Origin of the sequence: Amycolatopsis sp. cmx-4-83, assembly GCF_046548815.1 — a bacterium.
Lineage (GTDB): Bacteria > Actinomycetota > Actinomycetes > Mycobacteriales > Pseudonocardiaceae > Amycolatopsis > Amycolatopsis pretoriensis_A.
On sequence record NZ_JAEBEF010000023.1, the window covers coordinates 84,898 to 101,444 of the forward strand.

Here is a 16,547-nt window from a genome sequence, read left to right on the forward strand (position 1 = left end):
ATGGCCAAGGACGAAGTCAGCCGGCGGCTCGCGATGAAACGCGGGGGGACGCTGGGCATCCTGGGCGCGGTGACGGTGGCGTCGCCGTCGTTGTGGACGTGGCCGGCGGAGGCGTCGGTCGCCGGCACCGGGGCGGGCGCGGATCCCCGGTGGGTGTGGGACACCGAAGCCGACCCGCTGCTCGCCGCCGTCATCGACCGCGGTGACGTGCCACGCGTCAACGAACTGCTGCGGACCTGGCGGAAGAACGGCCAGCCGCTGCCCGACGGCCTCCCCGCGGACGTGCGGGACTTCGTCGAGCGGGCCCGGCGGCTGCCGGCCTGGGCCGACTCGGGCAAGCTCGCGAGTTCGTTCCGGTTCACCGAAAAGCGCGGGCTCTACCTCGGGCTGCTCTACGGCCTCGCGAGCGGGATGGTCAGCACGGTGATCCCGCACGAAGCCCGCGCGGTCTACCACTCCAAGGGCGGCGCGGCCATGAAGGACCGCATCTCCAAGACCGCCAAGCTCGGTTACGACGTCATGACCCGCAACGCTTTCGACGCCGACGGCGAGATGATCGTGACGTGCGTCAAGACGCGCCTGGTGCACGCCGCCGTGCGCCACCTCCTGCCGCAGTCCCCGCAGTGGCAGCAGGGATCCGACCAGACGATCCCGATCAGCCAGCGGGACATGATGGTCACCTGGCACAGCCTGCCGACCACCGTCATGAAGAAGCTGACGTCGTGGGAGGTACCGATCCCGCGGGCGGAGTCCGAGGGGTTCCTGCACTCCTGGCAGCTCACCGCGCACCTGCTCGGCATCGAGGACGAGTACATCCCGGCGTCCTGGGCCGAGGCCGACGCCCAGGCCGATCAGGTGCTGACGCCGGTGCTCGCGCCGACCGACGAGGGCATCGAGCTGGCCGGCATCCTGCTCGGCCTCGGCTCGTCGGTCGACGGCGGCATCCTCAGCACGCACGTCCTCGGCGCGATGACCCGGTTCATGCTCGGCGATCAGATCGCCGGCTGGCTGCGCATCCTGCGCGAGCCGGTCTGGGACCCGCTGCTGCGCACCGCGTGGGGCCCGTTCATCGCCGTCCGGGAAGGACTCCTGCCGTTCCCGCTGGCCCCGGCGGCCTACTGGACCTTCGACGAGTTCCTCCGCCAGGCGGCGCTGCTGTTCCTCTCGGAGGCCCGGCCGATCAGCATCGAGATCCCGACGGGCAACCGGCCGTCGTGACGCTCAGCGCACGAGCTTCGCGTACACGATGACGTTGTCGAGGTAGTTGCGGCTCGCCGCGTCGTAGCGGCCGCCGCAGGTGATGAGGCGCAGCTCCGGGTCGGTCGTGTCGCCGTAGACGGCTTCGGTCGGGAACTCCTTCTTGGCGATCTGCTCGACCTTCGTCACCGTGAAGGTCAGTCGTCCGCCGTCTTCCCGGTCGACGTGCACCTCTTCGCCCGGCTTGAGTTCGTGCAGCCGCCAGAAGATGCCCTTCCGGTGGCCGCCGTCGATGTGCCCGAGGATGACCGCCGGCCCGGCCTCGCCCGGCGTGGGGCCGTATTCGTACCAGCCGGCCTGCAGTGGCTGGTCGACCGGCGGCACCTCGACGGTCCGGTCCGGGTTGAGCCCGAGCGACACCAGCGACGACTTCGCGCCGATGGCCGGCACGTCGAGCGCGGTCGGCAGTGACCGCACGACCGTGGTGGCGGGGGCCGCGGCCGGGGGAGCGGCGGGGGTCGCCTGGGCCCCGCATCCCACCAGCAGCACGGAAAGGAGACCGATCAGCAGCGCGCGGCGGGGCATCGGCTCAGCCCTCCGCGGCGAGGCTGCCGTCGCCGGTCTGCGGGGCACCGGCGGGCACGACGACGACCTGCCCCGGCCGCGGCGGCGCCTGGGGCGCGTGCTCCTTCGACGGGCCGCAGGTGACCGACGCGAGCTTGATGTCGCCGCTGCCGAGCTTCTTCGCGTCGCCGTCGAGGAGCTTGACGTGCAGCGCGGTGACTTCGAGGCTGCCGTCGTAGCGCTGGAGCTGCTCGTTGACGATCACCTCGGCCACGCCGGGGATCCCGAGCCGCTGGTTCGGCCCGGTGGCGGCGGGCAGCGTGCCGAGCCGCCCGAGGTTGACCCCGGCGAGGTCGCTGCTGCCGGTGACGTGCCCGTCGGCGGACGCGCACCGCGCGCTGATCAGCCGGATCGACGGCACCCGCCCGGCCACCGGTGCGAGCAGCGGCAGGGTCGCCTCGGCGACGCTCGCCTTCGCGGCCACGGTCCCGGCGCCGTCCACGACGGAGCTGCTGATCGCCTTCGCCGTGACGAGGCCCTTGAGCGGAACGTCGGCGACGCTCGCCGAAGCCGGACCGGTGCTGCTCGACGCGGCGAGCTGCCCGGTCTCGACGGTGATCCCCTTGCTGTCGGTGAGCACGCCGGGCAGCACGGAAACCGTGGCGGAGGCCCCGAAAGCGGACCCGGCGACGGCGTCGTCGGCGTCGGAAACACCGGCGGAGGCGGCGAGGAGGGCAGCCGTCACCCCGGCCAGGCTCCCGGCTCGGAGCAGGGTGGTGCGCATGAAGAAATCCTTTCACCGCAACGGAAAACGTGGGGACGCGGCACCGGTCAGAGTTCGGTCCGCGGGGGAAGCCCGGCCACGCTATCAAAATCGCTACGCGGGGCAAGGATTTCGTCGAGTGGTGGCAGCCGCGCCAATGCGCGAAAAGTGATCACCGGCTGCGCGGCCACCTTGTCGTGGCGGATTTCTCCGGAGGTATTTCCCGGTTTGTGGACGGGCGGTAGCGCGCATTGCGACATTCGAGGCGATGCACGGCGGGATTCGACACGGATGAGTGATTACCTGGACGAGTGCTCGCGGGCACGGACAGTGATGTGACCACCACGATCCCGGCGCCGGGCGCGGAACGGGAGTTTCACGGCGGCGGCGCAGGACGTGCACGTGGTGCAGTCGGCGCTGAGCGCATCGATCCGGAAGCTCGAACGGGAACCCGGCGCCCCGCTGTTCGACCGCCCCACGCGCCGCGTCGCGCTGAGCGAAGCCGGGCGGGCGCTGCTCCCGCCGGCGCACCGCATCGTGGCGGACGTCGTCACGCTCGCGGCACCAGCTTCGCGAGCTGGCGCCAGGACCTGGTGCTGCTCTGCCACCCGGGGCACCGGCTCGCGGCCCGCGCCCGGGTCCGCCTGCCCGACCTGGCCGACGAGCCGTTCGCGGACTTCGGCGGCAGCGGCATCGAGGTGCTGGTGGCCCGCCGGTTCGCGGACGCGGGTGTCCGCCACCACCGCGTCTGCGAGGCGACCCACCCGCCCCTGCTCGTCGACCTGGTGGCGGCCGGGGTCGGCGTTTCGATCGTGCCGCGCCCGGCGAACCCCGCGGCCCGCGCATTGCCGGCCCACCTGCCGGGCGAGTCGTCAGCCGTCGCGGACGAGCACGAAGAGCAGCGCGAACCCGGCGAGGACGCGCGCCACCGCGACGGTGGTCAGGCCGGTCAGCGCGGTGACCGCGCCGAGGACGAGGACCGATGAAGCGAAGCGTCTCAGCAACCGGGTCAGGTCGGCGGCTTCGGGGTGCGGCCTGGTCCGAGTGCCGGCCTGGGAACGGCCGCCGGTCCAGCGCACAGCGTCGCCGGGACCCAGCCGGATCGACGGCCGGCGGGTCGTGGACCCGCCGGCCGGGGCGTCACACGAGCGACGCGGTCAGCCCGCCGTCGAGGACGTAGTGGCTGCCGGTGATCCAGGTCGCGCGGTCGGAGGCGAGGAACGCCGCCACCTCCGCGATGTCCTGCGGGGTGCCGAGCCGGCCCTGCTTCGCCGCGACGAGGTCGCGGAAGGGGACCTGGGTCGCGGCCTCGAAGTCGGGGACGAGCCGCTCGACCATCGCGGTGTCGGCGAAGCCCGGGCAGACCGCGTTGACCCGGATGCCCGCCGGGCGCATCTCCACCGCGGCCACGCGCGTGAGCTGGATGACCGCCGCCTTCGTCGCGCAGTAGGACCCGAGCAGCGGGCTGCCACCGATGCCGGCGATCGACGCGATGTTGACGATGTTCCCCTTCGACTCCACCAGGTGCGGGGTCGCCGCCTTCATCGCCACGAACGTGCCGCGCACGTTGACCGCGAAGATCTTGTCGAAGCTCTCCGTCGACTGCTGCAGCAGCGGCGACGACACCTCGATCCCGGCGTTGTTGACGAGGACGTCGAGGCCGCCGAGGAGGTCGACCGCCTGCTGGATGGCCGACTGGACCTGGCCCTCGTCCGTGACGTCGCAGTTCGCGACGCCGGCGGCGCCGATCTCCTCGGCCGCCTGCTTGGCCGCGTCCGCGTTCATGTCGCTGACCACGACCTTCGCGCCGCGTTCGGTGAACAGCGCCGCGATCGCCTTGCCGATGCCGGCGCCGGAGCCGGTCACGAAGACGCGCTTTCCCTCGAGTTCGGACATGCTGGTTCCCTTCACATCGCGTCGATCTGGGGCAGGATTTCTTCCTTCAGGCGCTTCATGTCGTCCAGCGTCTTCGCCACCGGCACGTCCTGGAAGGGCGGCCACAGGAACGGCATGGTGAGCCCGGCTTCCCGGTACCGCTTCAGCTGGTCGGTGATCTGCTTCGCCGAGCCGACGAGCAGGTTCGTGCCCTTGCCCATCGGCGACTGGTCCACGTCCTCGTCGGTGATGACGAACCAGATCATGCTGGAGATCTCGAGGTCGTCGACCGAGCGCGGGGTGTCGAGCTCCTGGAGCTCGCGCTGGATCTCGGAGCGCCACCGCGCGATGTCTTCGGGCGAGTCCTGGATGCCGATCCAGCCGGCCAGGTTGTACTTCGCGATGCGCGCGGCCGAGCGCTTCGCGTCCTTGAGCCCGCTGAAGAAGATCGGCGGGTGCGGCTTCTGGACCGGCTTGGCGCCGAACCCGCTGCGGTCGAAGTCGGCGAACTCGCCGTGGTATTCGAACAGGTCGTTGGTCCAGATGCCCTGCATGATCTCCAGGGTCTCGCGGACGTGCTTGTGCCGCTTGGGGAAGATGTGCGACGCGCTCGCGGCGGCGAACTCCTCGGGCATCCAGCCGGAGCCGACGGCGACGTTGAGCCGGCCGCCCGCGAGGTGGTCGATGGTGGCCAGCTCCGCGGCGAGGACGCCGGGCGAGCGGTAGGGCGTGTCGATGATGCTCATGCCGATCCGCACCTTCGACGTCTTCGCCGCCAGCCACGGGATGAGCGGCATGCCCTGGAGGAACTCGCCCCGCGAGCTCACCGGCAGGCCCTTGGGGAACCCCTCGATCATGCCGAAGGCGTACTGCATCTCTTCGCTGTCCGACGTTTCCGGGACGATGATCCGGTCGAGCGTCCAGACGGAGTCGAAGTCGAGGTCTTCGGCGAGTGCGGTGAGGTCTTCGAGCTCCCGGACGGTCACCTTGTCCCGGAAGTTCGGCAGGTAGAGCGCGAGTTTCATGGTCGGACAGCCTCCTTGCTGCGTTCGGTGAAGGTGGAGCGGATGTCGGCTTTCAGCACCTTGCCGACGGTGGAGCGCGGCAGCTCCGGCCAGATCTCGATCTGCTTCGGCGCCTTGACGCTGCCGATGCGGTCCTTGACGAAGGCGATCAGCTCGCCGGTGTCGAGCTCGGCGCCCGGCTGGAGCTGGACGACGGCGGTGACGCGCTCGCCCCACTTGTCGTCGGGCAGCCCGATCACGGCGCAGTCGCGGACGGCGGCGTGGGCCATCACGGCCTGCTCGACCTCGGCGGAGTAGACGTTGAAGCCGCCGGTGATGACCATGTCCTTGGCGCGGTCGACGATGTGGAGGAAGCCCTCGTCGTCGAGGAAGCCGATGTCGCCGGTGTGGTGCCAGCCGTGCGCGGACGCCTCCGCGGTCGCCTCGGGGTTGCGGTGGTAGCCGGCCATGACGAGCGAGCCGCGGACGCAGATCTCGCCGCGTTCCCCATGCGGGACGGTGCTTCCGTCGTCGTCGAGGATGGCGACGGTGACCAGCGGCGAGGGCCGGCCGGCCGAGGACAGGCGTCCCGTGTGGACGGTGCCGTCGGGACGCCGGTGCTCCGCGGGCGACATCGTCGAGATCATCATCGGCGCCTCGGACTGGCCGAAGAGCTGGGCCATCGGCCCGATGCGGTCGAGAGCTTCGGTCAGCCGGGCCGTCGACATCGGGGCCGCGCCGTACCAGAAGCACTGCAGGGACGACAGGTCCGCGCGGTCGAGCCCCTCGTGGCCGAGCACCATGTAGATCAGCGTCGGCGGCAGGAACGTGTGGGTGACGCGGTGGCGTTCGATCAGCTCCAGGAACCGGCCGACGTCGGGCTCGGCCATGATCACGACTTCGCCGCCGCGGGCGAGGATCGGGAAGCAGAGCACGCCGGCGGCGTGGGTCAGCGGGGCCAGGGCCAGGTAGACCGGGCGGCCGTCGAAGGGGTAGCTCATCAGCGTGATCGCCGACATCGCCTCGAGGTTGCGGCCGGTGAGCATGACGCCCTTCGGTCGCCCGGTCGTGCCGCCGGTGCCGACGAGGGCGACGACGTCCCCGGGTTGCGCGGCTTCGGCCGGCGGGTCGTCCCGGGCGGCGTCGAGCCAGTCCGCGAAGCCGGGCGCGAAGTCGTCACCGTCGCCGAGGCGGACGAACGTGGTCAGCTTCGGGAGTTCCGGGGCGATCCGGCGGACCAGGTCTTCGAAACCGGGCTGGAAGATCAGGGTCGCGCAGTCGAACAGGTCGAGGAGTTCGGCGTTCTCGCCGGCGGCGTTGCGGGGGTTGATCGGACACCAGACGGCACCCGCGCGGGCGATGCCGAAAACGCAGGAGAACGCGGTCGGGTCGTTGGCCGAGAGGATGCCGACCTTGTCCCCGGGCCGGACGCCGGAGCGTCGCAGAGCGCGGGCGACGGCGTTCGCGAACTCGACCACTCGGCCGTAGGACAGGGAGTTCCCGTCGAGGGTCAGACAGGGCGCGTCCGGGTCCAGGGAGGCGCCTTTTTCCAGGTAGAAGTACAGAGACATCGTCGTCCCTCCCGAGCCGCGTCGGTCGCTGGACACGACCATGGCCGCCGTTTGGACGAATGTCAAGATTTTCTTGGACGATTGGTCAGAGAAGTGCTCGATGGTATCTTCGGCCGGTGACCAGCCCACCCGCCGTGCGGCGCCGGACCAAGGTCGACAAGTTCGAGGACCGCCGCCGCGAACTCGCCGACGCGGCCCTGCTCGCCCTCGCCGACCTCGGCTACGCCCGCACCAGCCTGCGCACGATCGCGGAGCACACGAAGTTCTCCCACGGGCTGCTGCACTACTACTTCGACGACAAGGTCGAGCTGATCACGTACTGCGTGCGCCGCTACAAGGAGGCGTGCGTGCAGCGCTACGAAGGCGGAGTCGGCTCGGCCGACACGCCCTCCGAACTCGCCGCGGCGTGCGCCGACGGGCTGGCGGCGGCGCTCGAAGAAGCCCCGCTCATGCACCGCCTCTGGTACGACCTGCGCACGCAGTCGATGTTCGAAGAGGCATTCCGCGCCGACGTCGCGGAGATCGACGAGGGCCTGCAGGACATGATCTGGCGCAACGTCGCCGCGTACGCCGACCTGGCCGGCGCGGAGCCGAACTGTTCGCCGCCGCAGGCGTACGCGCTGTTCGACGGGTTGTTCCAGCAGGCGTTGCTGGGCCACCTGTCAGGACGGGACACGGCCCTCGACGACTTCCGGCGCGCGGTTCGCGAGCTGTTCCCCCGCTTGGCGGGGTAACGGCGGCGTAGATCTGGCCCCCGGGGGCGGCGTTGTCGCGATAAGTGAACAGGTCAACCTCTATCGAGTAGAGGCACGACCCCGTGCGGGTCTTGGTTCACTCAACCCGTCCGCCGGCCCCCCGTTCCGTCGTTTGTCTGACGTGGACGAAAACAACGAAGTCGAGAGAGTGCTTGCGGAGCAGGAGAAGGATCTGCTCGCCTGGTGCTCGAAGCGGCTGAAGAACCAGCACGACGCCGAGGATCTGGGCCAGGACACCTTGCTCAAGGCGTTCGAGAACTGGAGCGAGTCCGGCATCCCGCCCAACCCGCAGGCGTGGCTTCGCCTGGTCGCCCAGCGTCTGCTCATCGACGGCTCGCGAAAAGCCCAGCGGGGGATGGAGTTTTCCGCTGAGGACGTTGAACTCCGGGAGATTCCCCGTGACGAGTGGCTGTCGACGCGGCTCGCGATGGACGGCAGCCAGTTCCTGGAACGCGTGCGGGCCATGCTCGACCAGCGGAGCGCAAAGCACTTCGACCTGTACCTGGGCAAACTCGTGCACGACTGGAGCAACGACCAGATCGCCCGCAAGCTGGGGATCTCGGCCGAGGCGACGAGGGGCCGGCTCAAGCGAGCGGGCAAGGCCGTGGCGCAGCGGGTCGAAGCGTTGTGCCTGATCGACTACCCGGGTACCGGCGCGAACCACTGCTCCGCGCCCCAAGCCGAGTACCGGCGGCGGGGATCGCAGGAGTCGCCGCAGCTGTACGCCGCCGTCCGGACGCACATCGCCCGGTGTTCCCGGTGTAGCGAGCGGCGTACGAAGCTCGGCCCGCTGATGGGGCGGATCCTGACGATTCCGGTGCTGATGGCTCCGCCGAAGCCGGTCCGGGCCTGGCTCACCAAGGCGGTGTCCGCGAAGACCGCGGCCGCCGTTTGCGCGACGTCGGTGTCCTTGATGCTCTTCTTCGCGCTCAAGCCGGTACCGGAACTGCCGCCTCCCGCGGTGGCACAAGAACTGACGCACTCGTCCACCGAACCTCCGTCCACCGAGCCGACCCCGACCGGAACGATGTCCGCAGCGACGTCCGCGCCGCCGTCCGAGACGACTTCCGGTGCGCTGCCGAAGGAGACCTCGGCCAGCTCCGCGGGAGCCTCGGCCGGGCCGGCGCCGGTCACGACCCCGGCGCCGGCGACGACGGCGAATCGCGGTGATCGTGGTCCTTCGGTCCTGACCGCGAAGATCGACCGCCGTCAAGTGGTCGTCGAGCAGAACCACTCGGGCCGCGACGAGAAGACGTGGGCCGAGGTCGACGTGGTCGTCGATGCCGAGGCGGCGTCCGTGGAGATCGGCTTCAGCGGCAACGGCCGCTCCTTCGGCCAACCGTTGCAAGGAGATCCCAGCGGAATCGCGTTCACGGGCCGCCTGGGTCCGTTCTCGGACGAGAGCTTCCGCGGCGACTACACCCTGGTGATCCGCGTGGTCGCGCGGGACCGATCGGTGACCACGACGCGGTTCGGCCGCTTCGTCGTGACGAGTTGCCGGCGGTCCGCGTGATCGGCGTTCGCGCGCCGGAAGACACGCTCCGGTCTTCCGGGTGTCTCGCCGGCCGATGGCTCGTTTTCGGGGCAGGTGAAAGAAGGTGATCGAGCTGTCCGACGTCGAAGACGACCTGACGACCTTCTGCGGCGGCACGAGCGGGAGCACGGGGAGTTGACCGGGGACTTCCGCCCGGCGGTGAAGGCGGCGCACTGGCCCGTGCGGCTCGGGGACGACGTCGTCCGGATCGGCGGCCCGCTCGCGAAGGACATCCGGGACCCGGACGGGTGGGCCTGGGCGCTCGTCACCCGCCTCGACGGGACCCGGACCGTCCGGCGGATCATCGCGGAACTGGCGGCGGAGGGGTTCGGCGAAATCGTCGGCGACGTCGCGGCGGAGGTGCGCGCGGACCTGGCCGTCCTGATCGAGGCCGGATTCGTCGAGAACGCCGCGGCCCGCCCGCCGGCCGCCCTCACCGCTCGGGAGCTGGACCGCTACAGCCGCGGGCTGGCCCTGTGGCAGGCGATGGACCGCACCGCACGCGTGTCGCCCTGGGAGATCCAGGAGAAGCTGAAGTCGGCCCGGGTCGTGGTGGTCGGCGTGGGCGGGGTCGGCGGCGCGGCCGTGCTCGACCTGGCGCAGTCGGGCGTCGGGCGGCTGCACCTGGCCGACGCTGACCTGGTCGAGCTGTCGAACCTGAACCGGCAGCAGCTGTACGTCGAGCGGGACATAGGCCGCCCGAAGGTCGAGGCGGCCGTGGAACGGCTGCGGGCGCACAACACGGACATCGCGGTCACCGGCGAGCGTCTGAGGGTGACCGGGCCGGCTGTGCTGGCGGAGCTGGCCGCCGGGGCCGACGTCCTGGTCCTGGCCGCCGACCGGCCGGGGCGGATCCGCGCCTGGGCCGACGAAGCCTGCGGGCGCACCGGGACCGCGTGGGTGCACGGCGGCTACCGCGGTCCGCTGATCGGGACCGGGACCTACCGGCCCGGTGGCGCCTGCTACGCGTGCGCCTGCCTCGCCCAGCGCCGGCGCGAGGCCGCCTTGCCCGTCCGGACGCCGGCGCCGGGACGGCCATCGGCGCCGCAGGCGGCCGCCGCGTACTCGGCCGGGCTGGCCGGGCACCTCGTTGCCCGCGCGGTGCTGAGCCTCCTCACTGGCGTGCCCGAGCTGCCGGCGAACCACGAGCACGTGCTCAACCTGCTCACCCTCGAGAGCCGCGTGATCGCCGGTCCGGCGCTTCCGGGGTGCCCGGCTTGTGACTCTGCCCGATGACGCGCCGCAGCTCCTCGGCCCGGGGGTCGCCCAGCGCGGTCAGCACGGTCAACGCCTCCGTCCGGCAGACCGTGCAGTCCTCGCCGACGCTTTCGAGGCATTCGGCCAGGGTCAGCAGCGCGTCGGCCAGGTCGCGTCCGACGTCGTCCAGCTCCCGGTGGCGGGCGATCGCCCGCCGGCAGAGCCGGATGGCCGTCTCGTGGTCACCCGTGCCTTGCCGGGCCAGCGCGGCGGTGTGCAACGCATACGCTTCGCCCGGCTCGTCACGCGCTTGCCGGCGCAGCGCCAGTTCGCGGTCGGCGTGCACCAGTGCCTGCGCGAAGTCCCCCAACCGGGTGTGGATGCGGCTCAGCTGGGCGTGGACGACGGCTTCCGTCCGCTCGTCACCCGCGGCGAGCGGAAGCGCTGCCAGGTAGTACTTCCGTGCCTCGGCCGGCCGTCCCTGGGCGAGCCGCACCCAGCCCAGCCCGGCCAGCCCGTCGACCCGGCGGGCCGGCTCGGCCAGCGCACCCTCGAACTCGGCCTCGGCTTCGGCCAGCCGTCCGAGTGACCAGAGCGTCTCGCCGCGAAGGACGCGGAAGAGGCATTCGGCAGCGCGGTCACCGGTCGCCAGCGCCGCGGCCAGCCCCAGTGACAGCAGTTCGAGGCAGACCTCGGCCAGGCCGAAACCCTGCCAGGACAAGAACCGCACGCCGGCGGCCAACGCCAGTACCAGCTCGTGCCGTTCGTCCTTGGCCGCGAGACGCACCGCCGCCGTCACGGTGTCCTGCTCGGTGCGCAGCCAGGCGAGCGCGTCGGTGCGGCCGGTGAAGGCCGGGAGTTCGCCCGGGACGGCGAGTTCGGCGACACCGGCCAGGGCGGGGAAAGCCGCGCGGTCCGCGCGCCGCACCGCACCGGCGTACCAGGTGAGCAGGCGCGCCACGGACTCCTGCCGCTGCTCCGCCGTGTCGTCGTGGTCGGTCCGCCGGGCGGCGTAGGCGTGCAGCAGGTCGTGGATCCGGTACCGCCGTCGCCCGATCGGTTCGAGCAGACGCAGTTCGACGAGCCTCTCCAAGGCGTCGTAGGCCGCTTCCGGGGCCAGCGCGGTGAGGGCCGCGACCGCGGCGACGCCGAACTCCGGGCCGGGGTGCGCGCCCAGGCGCCGGAACACGCGGGCCGTCGTGGCCGGCAACCGCGCGTACGACCAGTCGAACACCACCTGCATCGCGCTCGTCAGGCCCGAACTCTCGGTGGTGAGGTCCGCGACGACCTCGGCGAGCGAGTTCCGGGGGCGAGTGAGGGCCCGGGCGGCCGCGATGCGCACGGCGAGGGGCAGCCCGCCGCACACCCGGACGAGCTCCGCGACCGCCTCGGGTTCGGCGTCCACGCGGTCGGGGCCGACCAGCCCCCGCGCCAGCAGCAGTGATTGTTCACCGGTGAACGGCGGGAGGTCGACCGGACGGGCCGCACGGGAGACGACCAGCTCGGTCAGCGCGTCACGGCTGGTCACGATCGTCACGCAGCCGGGCGAACCCGGGAGCAACGGCTGCACCTGAGCGCCGTCGAGCGCGTTGTCGAGCACGATGAGCGTGCGCCGCCCGGCCAGCACCGACCGGTACAACCCGGCCTGCGCATCCAGCCGCGCGGGTACCACCGAGCCGGGAACGCCGAGTGAGGAGAGGAACGACGTCAAGGCGACCGAGGGGTGGAGCGGCGCGGCCGGGCCGTACCCGCGCAAGTCGACGAACAGCGTCCCGTCCGGGAACTGGTCCTGGACCCGGTGCGACCACTGGACGGCCAGACTCGTCTTCCCGGCGCCGCCGGTGCCGTTCACGACCGCGATTGCCGGCGCGTGTCCGACGAGAAGCGCGTCCAGGGCGGCGACCTGCTCGGCCCGCCCCGTGAAGTCCGGGAGTCCCGGCGGCAGCTGGCGCGGCACGGGCCCCTGGTCCGCGGGCGTCGGCAGGATCACGGCGCCAGCTTGCACCACGGAACCGATCACGCTGCCGGTGATGGCGTTCGTCGTGTTCTGCTTCTCGGTCACGAAGCCAGTTTGCCGCCGGTCTTGCCTTGACGTCCGCGTCAAGGCCTACCTTCGCTGTCGTGAAGTTCGGGATCAGTTACAGCACCCCCTTTTTCGGCGTCGACCCGGAGCAGCTGCTCGGGTTCGCGCGGGACGTGGAGGAGTGCGGGTTCGAGTCGTTGTACCTGCCGGAACACGTCGCTCTCCACCCCGGGGCGAAGATCGGCGACGTGGCGCTGCCGCCGTCGCTTCCCTTCGCGGATCCGTTGGCGTGTTTGAGTTTCATCGCCGCCGGGACGTCGCGGATCCTGCTGGGGACCGGTGTTCTCCTGCTGCCGTACCACCACCCCGTGACGCTGGCGAAGCGGCTGGCGACGATCGACGTCCTCTCCGGCGGGCGCATGCGGCTGCTCACCGTGGGGGTGGGTGCGCTGGCCGGGGAGGCGAACGCGGTCGGCGTCGACTTCGCGACCCGGGGGCGGCGGGCGGATGAGGCCATCGACGTCCTGCGGGCGTTGTGGGCAGGGGACGAGTCCGGGGTGGGATTCGAGGGGGAGTTCTATTGCTTCGACGACGTCTGTGTGTACCCGAAACCGTTGGCGGAGCTGCCGATCCACGTCGGCGGGTCGAGTTCGGCCGCGGCTCGGCGGGCCGGGGTGCGGGGAGATGGGTTCTTTCCCGGTGGGAGGCTGACTGCGGAGGAGCGCCGCCGGCAGTTGTCGATTGCCCGGGCGGCGGCTGTCTCGGTGGGGCGGGATCCTGGGCTGCTGGAGTACACGCGGTGGGGGTCGCTCGATATGTCGGTCGAGGATGTCGAGGCGTTGGCTTCGGAGGGGGTTACTCGGGTTGTGGTCAGTCCGGGGACTGCTGAGGTCGGGCGTCGGCGGGATGAGATGGGTGCGTTCGCTTCTCGGTTCGGGTTGGGGTAACGATCGTCGCCACCTGATCGAGTGATGAACATGTGGTCGATGGTCGGGTAATCTTGTTGTGTGGACAGAGAAGTGGTGTGGCGGACGGATGCGGAGGCCTTGGCCGACCGTCTCCGTGGGCTGCTCACCGTGGTGCGGTCTGCCGAGGCGGAAATCGGGACTCTGCTGGTGGAAATCGAGTCGCGTGGTGTGATGGAACTGTTCGGCTACCGCTCCACTGCTCGTTTACTTGAACACCTCGCGGACATTCCCCACGCGGCTGCCCAGCGCACCGTCGCCCGAGCCCAGGCCCTCACCTCCACGCACACCCTCGACTCTCCGCCTGCTGTCGCCCCCGCCACCGGCGCTGCCGCTCTGACAGGCTCCCTGAGTAATCCGATGATCGACACCATTATCGAGGCTGTGTCTCGGATCCCCGTCGAGCACCGCGACTCCGTCGAACAGGACCTACTGGCCTTCGCCGCCGACGCAGGCCACAAACAAGTCGCCGCCCTGGGCACCCGGATCCTGGCCCACCTCGATCCTGACGGCGCCGAGCCCGAGGACACCGAACCCGTCGCCCCGGCCCGCGAACTCTCGTTACGCCGCAAAAGAACCGGGATCTGGGAGCTGTCGGGCCGGTTCGACGACGAGACAGGCACCCGCGCGAGCGCCTTGCTCGACGCGTTGGCCGAACGCCGCACAGCCGAGGATGGCGGAGACTTCCGTTCCCCGCAGGAACGCTACGGCGACGCCTTCTCCGACGCGATCGACCTCGCGTTGAACTCCCCAGAGTTGCCGACGCAGGCTGGTGAACGTGCCCACGTGATGGTCGCGGTGTCCCTGGCTGACCTGAGATCCGGTGTTGGCCATGCGACATTGGGCGACACCGGCCGGATCTCGGCCGTCGAGGCCCGCATCCACGCCTGCGACTGCAAGCTGATCCCCACCGTCCTCGGCGCCAGCAGCGAACCTCTGGACCTGGGCCGAGCCCGCCGCCTGATCTCACCCGGCCTCCGCCGAGCCCTGTTCCTGCGTGACCGAGGCTGCGCCTTCCCGGGCTGCCAGCGTCCACCGCGGCACTGTCAAGGTCACCACATCCGCCACTGGGCGGACGGCGGCCCGACCGATCTGGCGAACCTGGTCTTGTTGTGCGCGCATCACCACCGGCTGATGCACCGCTCCGGCTGGCAAGTCCGCCTCGCCTCCGACGGCCACCCCGAATTCCTGCCCCCACGTTTCCTGGACAAGCGTCGAAAACCCAGGCGCAACAACCTGCACCAGCCCCTGCCATTCGCAGCGTGATGGGATCGGCCCGCAGCCACCGGCTACGGGCCTGCACCCATGTCCACTAGGGCACCACGACGAACTTGCCGGCCCCTTCGTCAGCCTCCATGGCGCGATGTGCGGCAGCGATGTCGTCCAGAGCGAAAACACGGTCCAAATGCGACTCGCACCGACCGGCCTCAACGGCGTCGACGATCCTCTGCAGGACGGGCGCGTTCCCCTTCAAGGTGTCGCTGTGGAAGGCGGTGAGCTTCGTGCCGGACGGAATCATCGCGATCGGCTCGAGATCGGGGATCACCCAGCCGCTGAGCGAGCCCGCCACGCACACGGTGCCGCCACGGCGAACCAGGCTCAGCGAGTCCACGGCCGTGCTCGCGCCGACCAGGTCGAGGACGTGGTCGGGGCCCGAAGGCCAGATCGCGCGGATGCTCTCCGTCAGTGATGCACCGCCGTCGATCAAGGCGTGGTCGGTGGTCAGGGCCGTCAGCTTGCTCTCGTGCCGGGTCGTCGCCGCGGTTTCGATGCCGTACGCGGCCGCGAGTGAGGCGGCCGCCATGCCCACCGATGAGGTGCCGCCGCGGATCAGCAGGCGGTGGCCGGGCTCGAGGTCCAGGGTGTCCAATGCGCCTTGGGCGGTCATGAACGTCTCGGGGAGCGCGGCCAGCTCCGGCCACGGCAACGTCGTCTCGACGGGCATCAGCAAAGCGTTCGGCACCAACGCGTACTCGGCGTAGCCCCCGTCGAACTGGCGGCCCAGCTCGCCCATCACCGCGGCGACGGTGGTGCCCTCCGTGAGCGCCGGGTCGGTCGATTCGGCGAGGGTGCCCACGCATTCGATGCCCAGTACGCGCGGGAAGGTCACGGTGGGGGAGTGGCCCTGGCGGGTCCTCAGCTCGGCGCGGTTCAGGCCCGCGCCCCGGACGTGGACCAGGCTCCAGCCGGGCCGGACGGCGGGGATCGGTACTTCGCGGATCTCCAGCACCTCCGGGCCGCCCGGCCGGACGCAGACCGCTGCTCTCATCTTCATGCCCCTCACTCTCGATCCGGGCCGCGGTGGCGGACCACCGGTAGGATGCCGAGTCATGCCCATCGGCCGCCAAGCCTCGGAGTCGCGGATCTGGCCGTCCGGCGGGGCGCACCTCTGGGCTCCCGGGGCGACGAGCGAAGCGCACGCCCACCGCCGCGGGCACCTCGTGTACGCCGCTCGGGGGGTGCTGTCGGTGCACACCGGGCGCGGGACGTCGGTCGTGCCCGCCAACCGGGTCGCCTGGATTCCCGCCGGGTTCGGGCACCACCACCGGGCGCACGGCCACACCGACATGAAGATCGTCTTCCTGACGGCGAGCCTGGCCCGGCTCGTTCCCGCGCACCCGGCCGTGTTCGCCGCGTCCGGGCTCGCCCGGGAGGTCCTGTTCGCGCTGACCGGCACCCGCGAGTACGACCGCGTCGCGAGTGCCCGCCTCCGCCGGGTGCTCGTCAAGGAGCTCCGCGAAGCGCCGGAGCAGCCGCTGCAACTACCGGAACCCCGCGACGACCGGCTGCGGGCCATCACGCGGGTGCTGTACGAGAACCCCGCGGACACCACCCCGCTCGCCGAGCTCGGCCGCCGGGCCGGGGCGAGCGCCCGGACGCTGAGCCGGCTGTTCCGCGACGAACTCGGCATGACCTTCTACGAGTGGCGCACCCAGCTGCGCATCCACCACGCGCTCGTCCTGCTGGCCGAGGGCCACGACACGACCCGGGTGTCCCACGCCTGCGGCTGGTCCAACCCGAGCGGCTTCATCACCGCGTTCACCGCGATCATCGGAACCACCCCGGGCCGCCACCGCGAGGCCACGACCTGACCGCCGC

The 16,547-nt window shown here is 71.1% G+C and carries 15 protein-coding genes and 1 pseudogene; 9 read left to right on the forward strand and 7 right to left on the reverse strand.

The annotated features are described in order from the left end of the window. A complete protein-coding gene (locus tag ACLJQM_RS46790) occupies nt 1–1,218 on the forward strand; it encodes an oxygenase MpaB family protein (protein WP_410636500.1) in 1,218 nt (405 codons plus the stop codon). Between the two features lie 3 nt (nt 1,219–1,221). On the opposite strand, the gene ACLJQM_RS46795 is transcribed toward ACLJQM_RS46790, so the two are convergent. Both ACLJQM_RS46795 and ACLJQM_RS46800 read right to left on the reverse strand, forming a co-directional pair. Next, a complete protein-coding gene (locus ACLJQM_RS46795) occupies nt 1,222–1,782 on the reverse strand; it encodes a class F sortase (protein WP_360781763.1) in 561 nt (186 codons plus the stop codon). Between the two features lie 4 nt (nt 1,783–1,786). After that, a complete protein-coding gene (locus tag ACLJQM_RS46800) occupies nt 1,787–2,545 on the reverse strand; it encodes a choice-of-anchor P family protein (RefSeq protein WP_360781765.1) in 759 nt (252 codons plus the stop codon). A 384-nt stretch (nt 2,546–2,929) separates the two neighbouring features. Here ACLJQM_RS46800 and ACLJQM_RS46805 point away from each other — a divergent pair. Together ACLJQM_RS46805 and ACLJQM_RS46810 are read left to right on the forward strand one after the other, a co-directional pair. After that, nucleotides 2,930–2,974 (forward strand): annotated as a pseudogene (locus ACLJQM_RS46805) (hypothetical protein); the annotation flags it as partial. A 143-nt stretch (nt 2,975–3,117) separates the two neighbouring features. Further along, nucleotides 3,118–3,510, forward strand: coding sequence for a LysR substrate-binding domain-containing protein (locus tag ACLJQM_RS46810; RefSeq protein ID WP_410636501.1), 393 nt, complete (start codon nt 3,118–3,120; stop codon nt 3,508–3,510). 154 nt (nt 3,511–3,664) lie between these two features. Here ACLJQM_RS46810 and ACLJQM_RS46815 read toward each other — a convergent pair whose 3' ends face one another. From ACLJQM_RS46815 to ACLJQM_RS46825, 3 genes are read right to left on the reverse strand one after another with little or no spacing between them, the layout of a single operon-like run. Further along, the gene (locus ACLJQM_RS46815; protein WP_410636502.1) at nt 3,665–4,420 is read right to left on the reverse strand and encodes an SDR family NAD(P)-dependent oxidoreductase; all 756 of its coding nucleotides are present in this window, start codon (nt 4,418–4,420) and stop codon (nt 3,665–3,667) included. 11 nt (nt 4,421–4,431) lie between these two features. Continuing rightward, nucleotides 4,432–5,424: an LLM class flavin-dependent oxidoreductase gene (locus ACLJQM_RS46820; protein ID WP_247024433.1), complete on the reverse strand. Its 993-nt coding sequence runs from the start codon at nt 5,422–5,424 to the stop codon at nt 4,432–4,434. Further along, on the reverse strand, nt 5,421–6,974 hold the full coding sequence (locus ACLJQM_RS46825; protein WP_410636503.1) for an AMP-binding protein: 1,554 nt from the start codon (nt 6,972–6,974) through the stop codon (nt 5,421–5,423). Before ACLJQM_RS46825 ends, ACLJQM_RS46820 begins: the two co-directional genes overlap by 4 nt. Before the next feature lie 116 nt (nt 6,975–7,090). Between ACLJQM_RS46825 and ACLJQM_RS46830 the strand changes: the two genes are divergently transcribed. The 3 genes from ACLJQM_RS46830 (at nt 7,091) to ACLJQM_RS46840 (ending at nt 10,499) form a co-directional block, all read left to right on the forward strand. Further along, nucleotides 7,091–7,708 (forward strand): TetR family transcriptional regulator, encoded by a 618-nt coding sequence (locus ACLJQM_RS46830; RefSeq protein WP_410636504.1) that lies wholly within the window; start codon nt 7,091–7,093, stop codon nt 7,706–7,708. Nucleotides 7,709–7,850: 142 nt separating this feature from the next. Then, nucleotides 7,851–9,242 carry an RNA polymerase sigma factor gene (locus ACLJQM_RS46835; protein WP_410636505.1) on the forward strand — a complete coding sequence of 464 codons (1,392 nt, stop codon included), beginning with the start codon at nt 7,851–7,853 and terminating at the stop codon, nt 9,240–9,242. 156 nt (nt 9,243–9,398) lie between these two features. Then, the gene (locus ACLJQM_RS46840; protein ID WP_410636506.1) at nt 9,399–10,499 is read left to right on the forward strand and encodes a ThiF family adenylyltransferase; all 1,101 of its coding nucleotides are present in this window, start codon (nt 9,399–9,401) and stop codon (nt 10,497–10,499) included. On the opposite strand, the gene ACLJQM_RS46845 is transcribed toward ACLJQM_RS46840, so the two are convergent. Then, nucleotides 10,429–12,522: an ATP-binding protein gene (locus ACLJQM_RS46845; RefSeq protein ID WP_410636507.1), complete on the reverse strand. Its 2,094-nt coding sequence runs from the start codon at nt 12,520–12,522 to the stop codon at nt 10,429–10,431. The two genes, ACLJQM_RS46840 and ACLJQM_RS46845, sit on opposite strands and share 71 nt — an antisense overlap. Before the next feature lie 59 nt (nt 12,523–12,581). On the opposite strand from ACLJQM_RS46845, the gene ACLJQM_RS46850 reads away from it, so the two are divergent. Both ACLJQM_RS46850 and ACLJQM_RS46855 read left to right on the forward strand, forming a co-directional pair. Next, nucleotides 12,582–13,430, forward strand: a complete 849-nt coding sequence (locus tag ACLJQM_RS46850; protein WP_410636508.1) for an LLM class F420-dependent oxidoreductase — start codon at nt 12,582–12,584, stop codon at nt 13,428–13,430. Between the two features lie 60 nt (nt 13,431–13,490). Beyond that, the gene (locus ACLJQM_RS46855; RefSeq protein ID WP_410636509.1) at nt 13,491–14,714 is read left to right on the forward strand and encodes a DUF222 domain-containing protein; all 1,224 of its coding nucleotides are present in this window, start codon (nt 13,491–13,493) and stop codon (nt 14,712–14,714) included. Nucleotides 14,715–14,760: 46 nt separating this feature from the next. On the opposite strand, the gene ACLJQM_RS46860 is transcribed toward ACLJQM_RS46855, so the two are convergent. Next, nucleotides 14,761–15,723 (reverse strand): zinc-binding dehydrogenase, encoded by a 963-nt coding sequence (locus ACLJQM_RS46860; RefSeq protein WP_410636510.1) that lies wholly within the window; start codon nt 15,721–15,723, stop codon nt 14,761–14,763. A gap of 55 nt (nt 15,724–15,778) precedes the next feature. Here ACLJQM_RS46860 and ACLJQM_RS46865 point away from each other — a divergent pair, with 55 nt between their 5' ends. Then, on the forward strand, nt 15,779–16,540 hold the full coding sequence (locus ACLJQM_RS46865) for an AraC family transcriptional regulator (protein WP_410636511.1): 762 nt from the start codon (nt 15,779–15,781) through the stop codon (nt 16,538–16,540). Nucleotides 16,541–16,547 lie beyond the last annotated feature (7 nt).

Coding starts and splice junctions, on each gene's coding strand:
- ACLJQM_RS46820 (WP_247024433.1), bottom strand. CDS start 5,424: ATGAAACTCGCGCTCTACCTGCCGAACTTCCGGGACAAGGTGACCGTC.
- ACLJQM_RS46815 (WP_410636502.1), bottom strand. CDS start 4,420: ATGTCCGAACTCGAGGGAAAGCGCGTCTTCGTGACCGGCTCCGGCGCC.
- ACLJQM_RS46860 (WP_410636510.1), bottom strand. CDS start 15,723: ATGAAGATGAGAGCAGCGGTCTGCGTCCGGCCGGGCGGCCCGGAGGTG.
- ACLJQM_RS46825 (WP_410636503.1), bottom strand. CDS start 6,974: ATGTCTCTGTACTTCTACCTGGAAAAAGGCGCCTCCCTGGACCCGGAC.
- ACLJQM_RS46865 (WP_410636511.1), top strand. CDS start 15,779: ATGCCCATCGGCCGCCAAGCCTCGGAGTCGCGGATCTGGCCGTCCGGC.
- ACLJQM_RS46795 (WP_360781763.1), bottom strand. CDS start 1,782: ATGCCCCGCCGCGCGCTGCTGATCGGTCTCCTTTCCGTGCTGCTGGTG.
- ACLJQM_RS46800 (WP_360781765.1), bottom strand. CDS start 2,545: ATGCGCACCACCCTGCTCCGAGCCGGGAGCCTGGCCGGGGTGACGGCT.
- ACLJQM_RS46790 (WP_410636500.1), top strand. CDS start 1: ATGGCCAAGGACGAAGTCAGCCGGCGGCTCGCGATGAAACGCGGGGGG.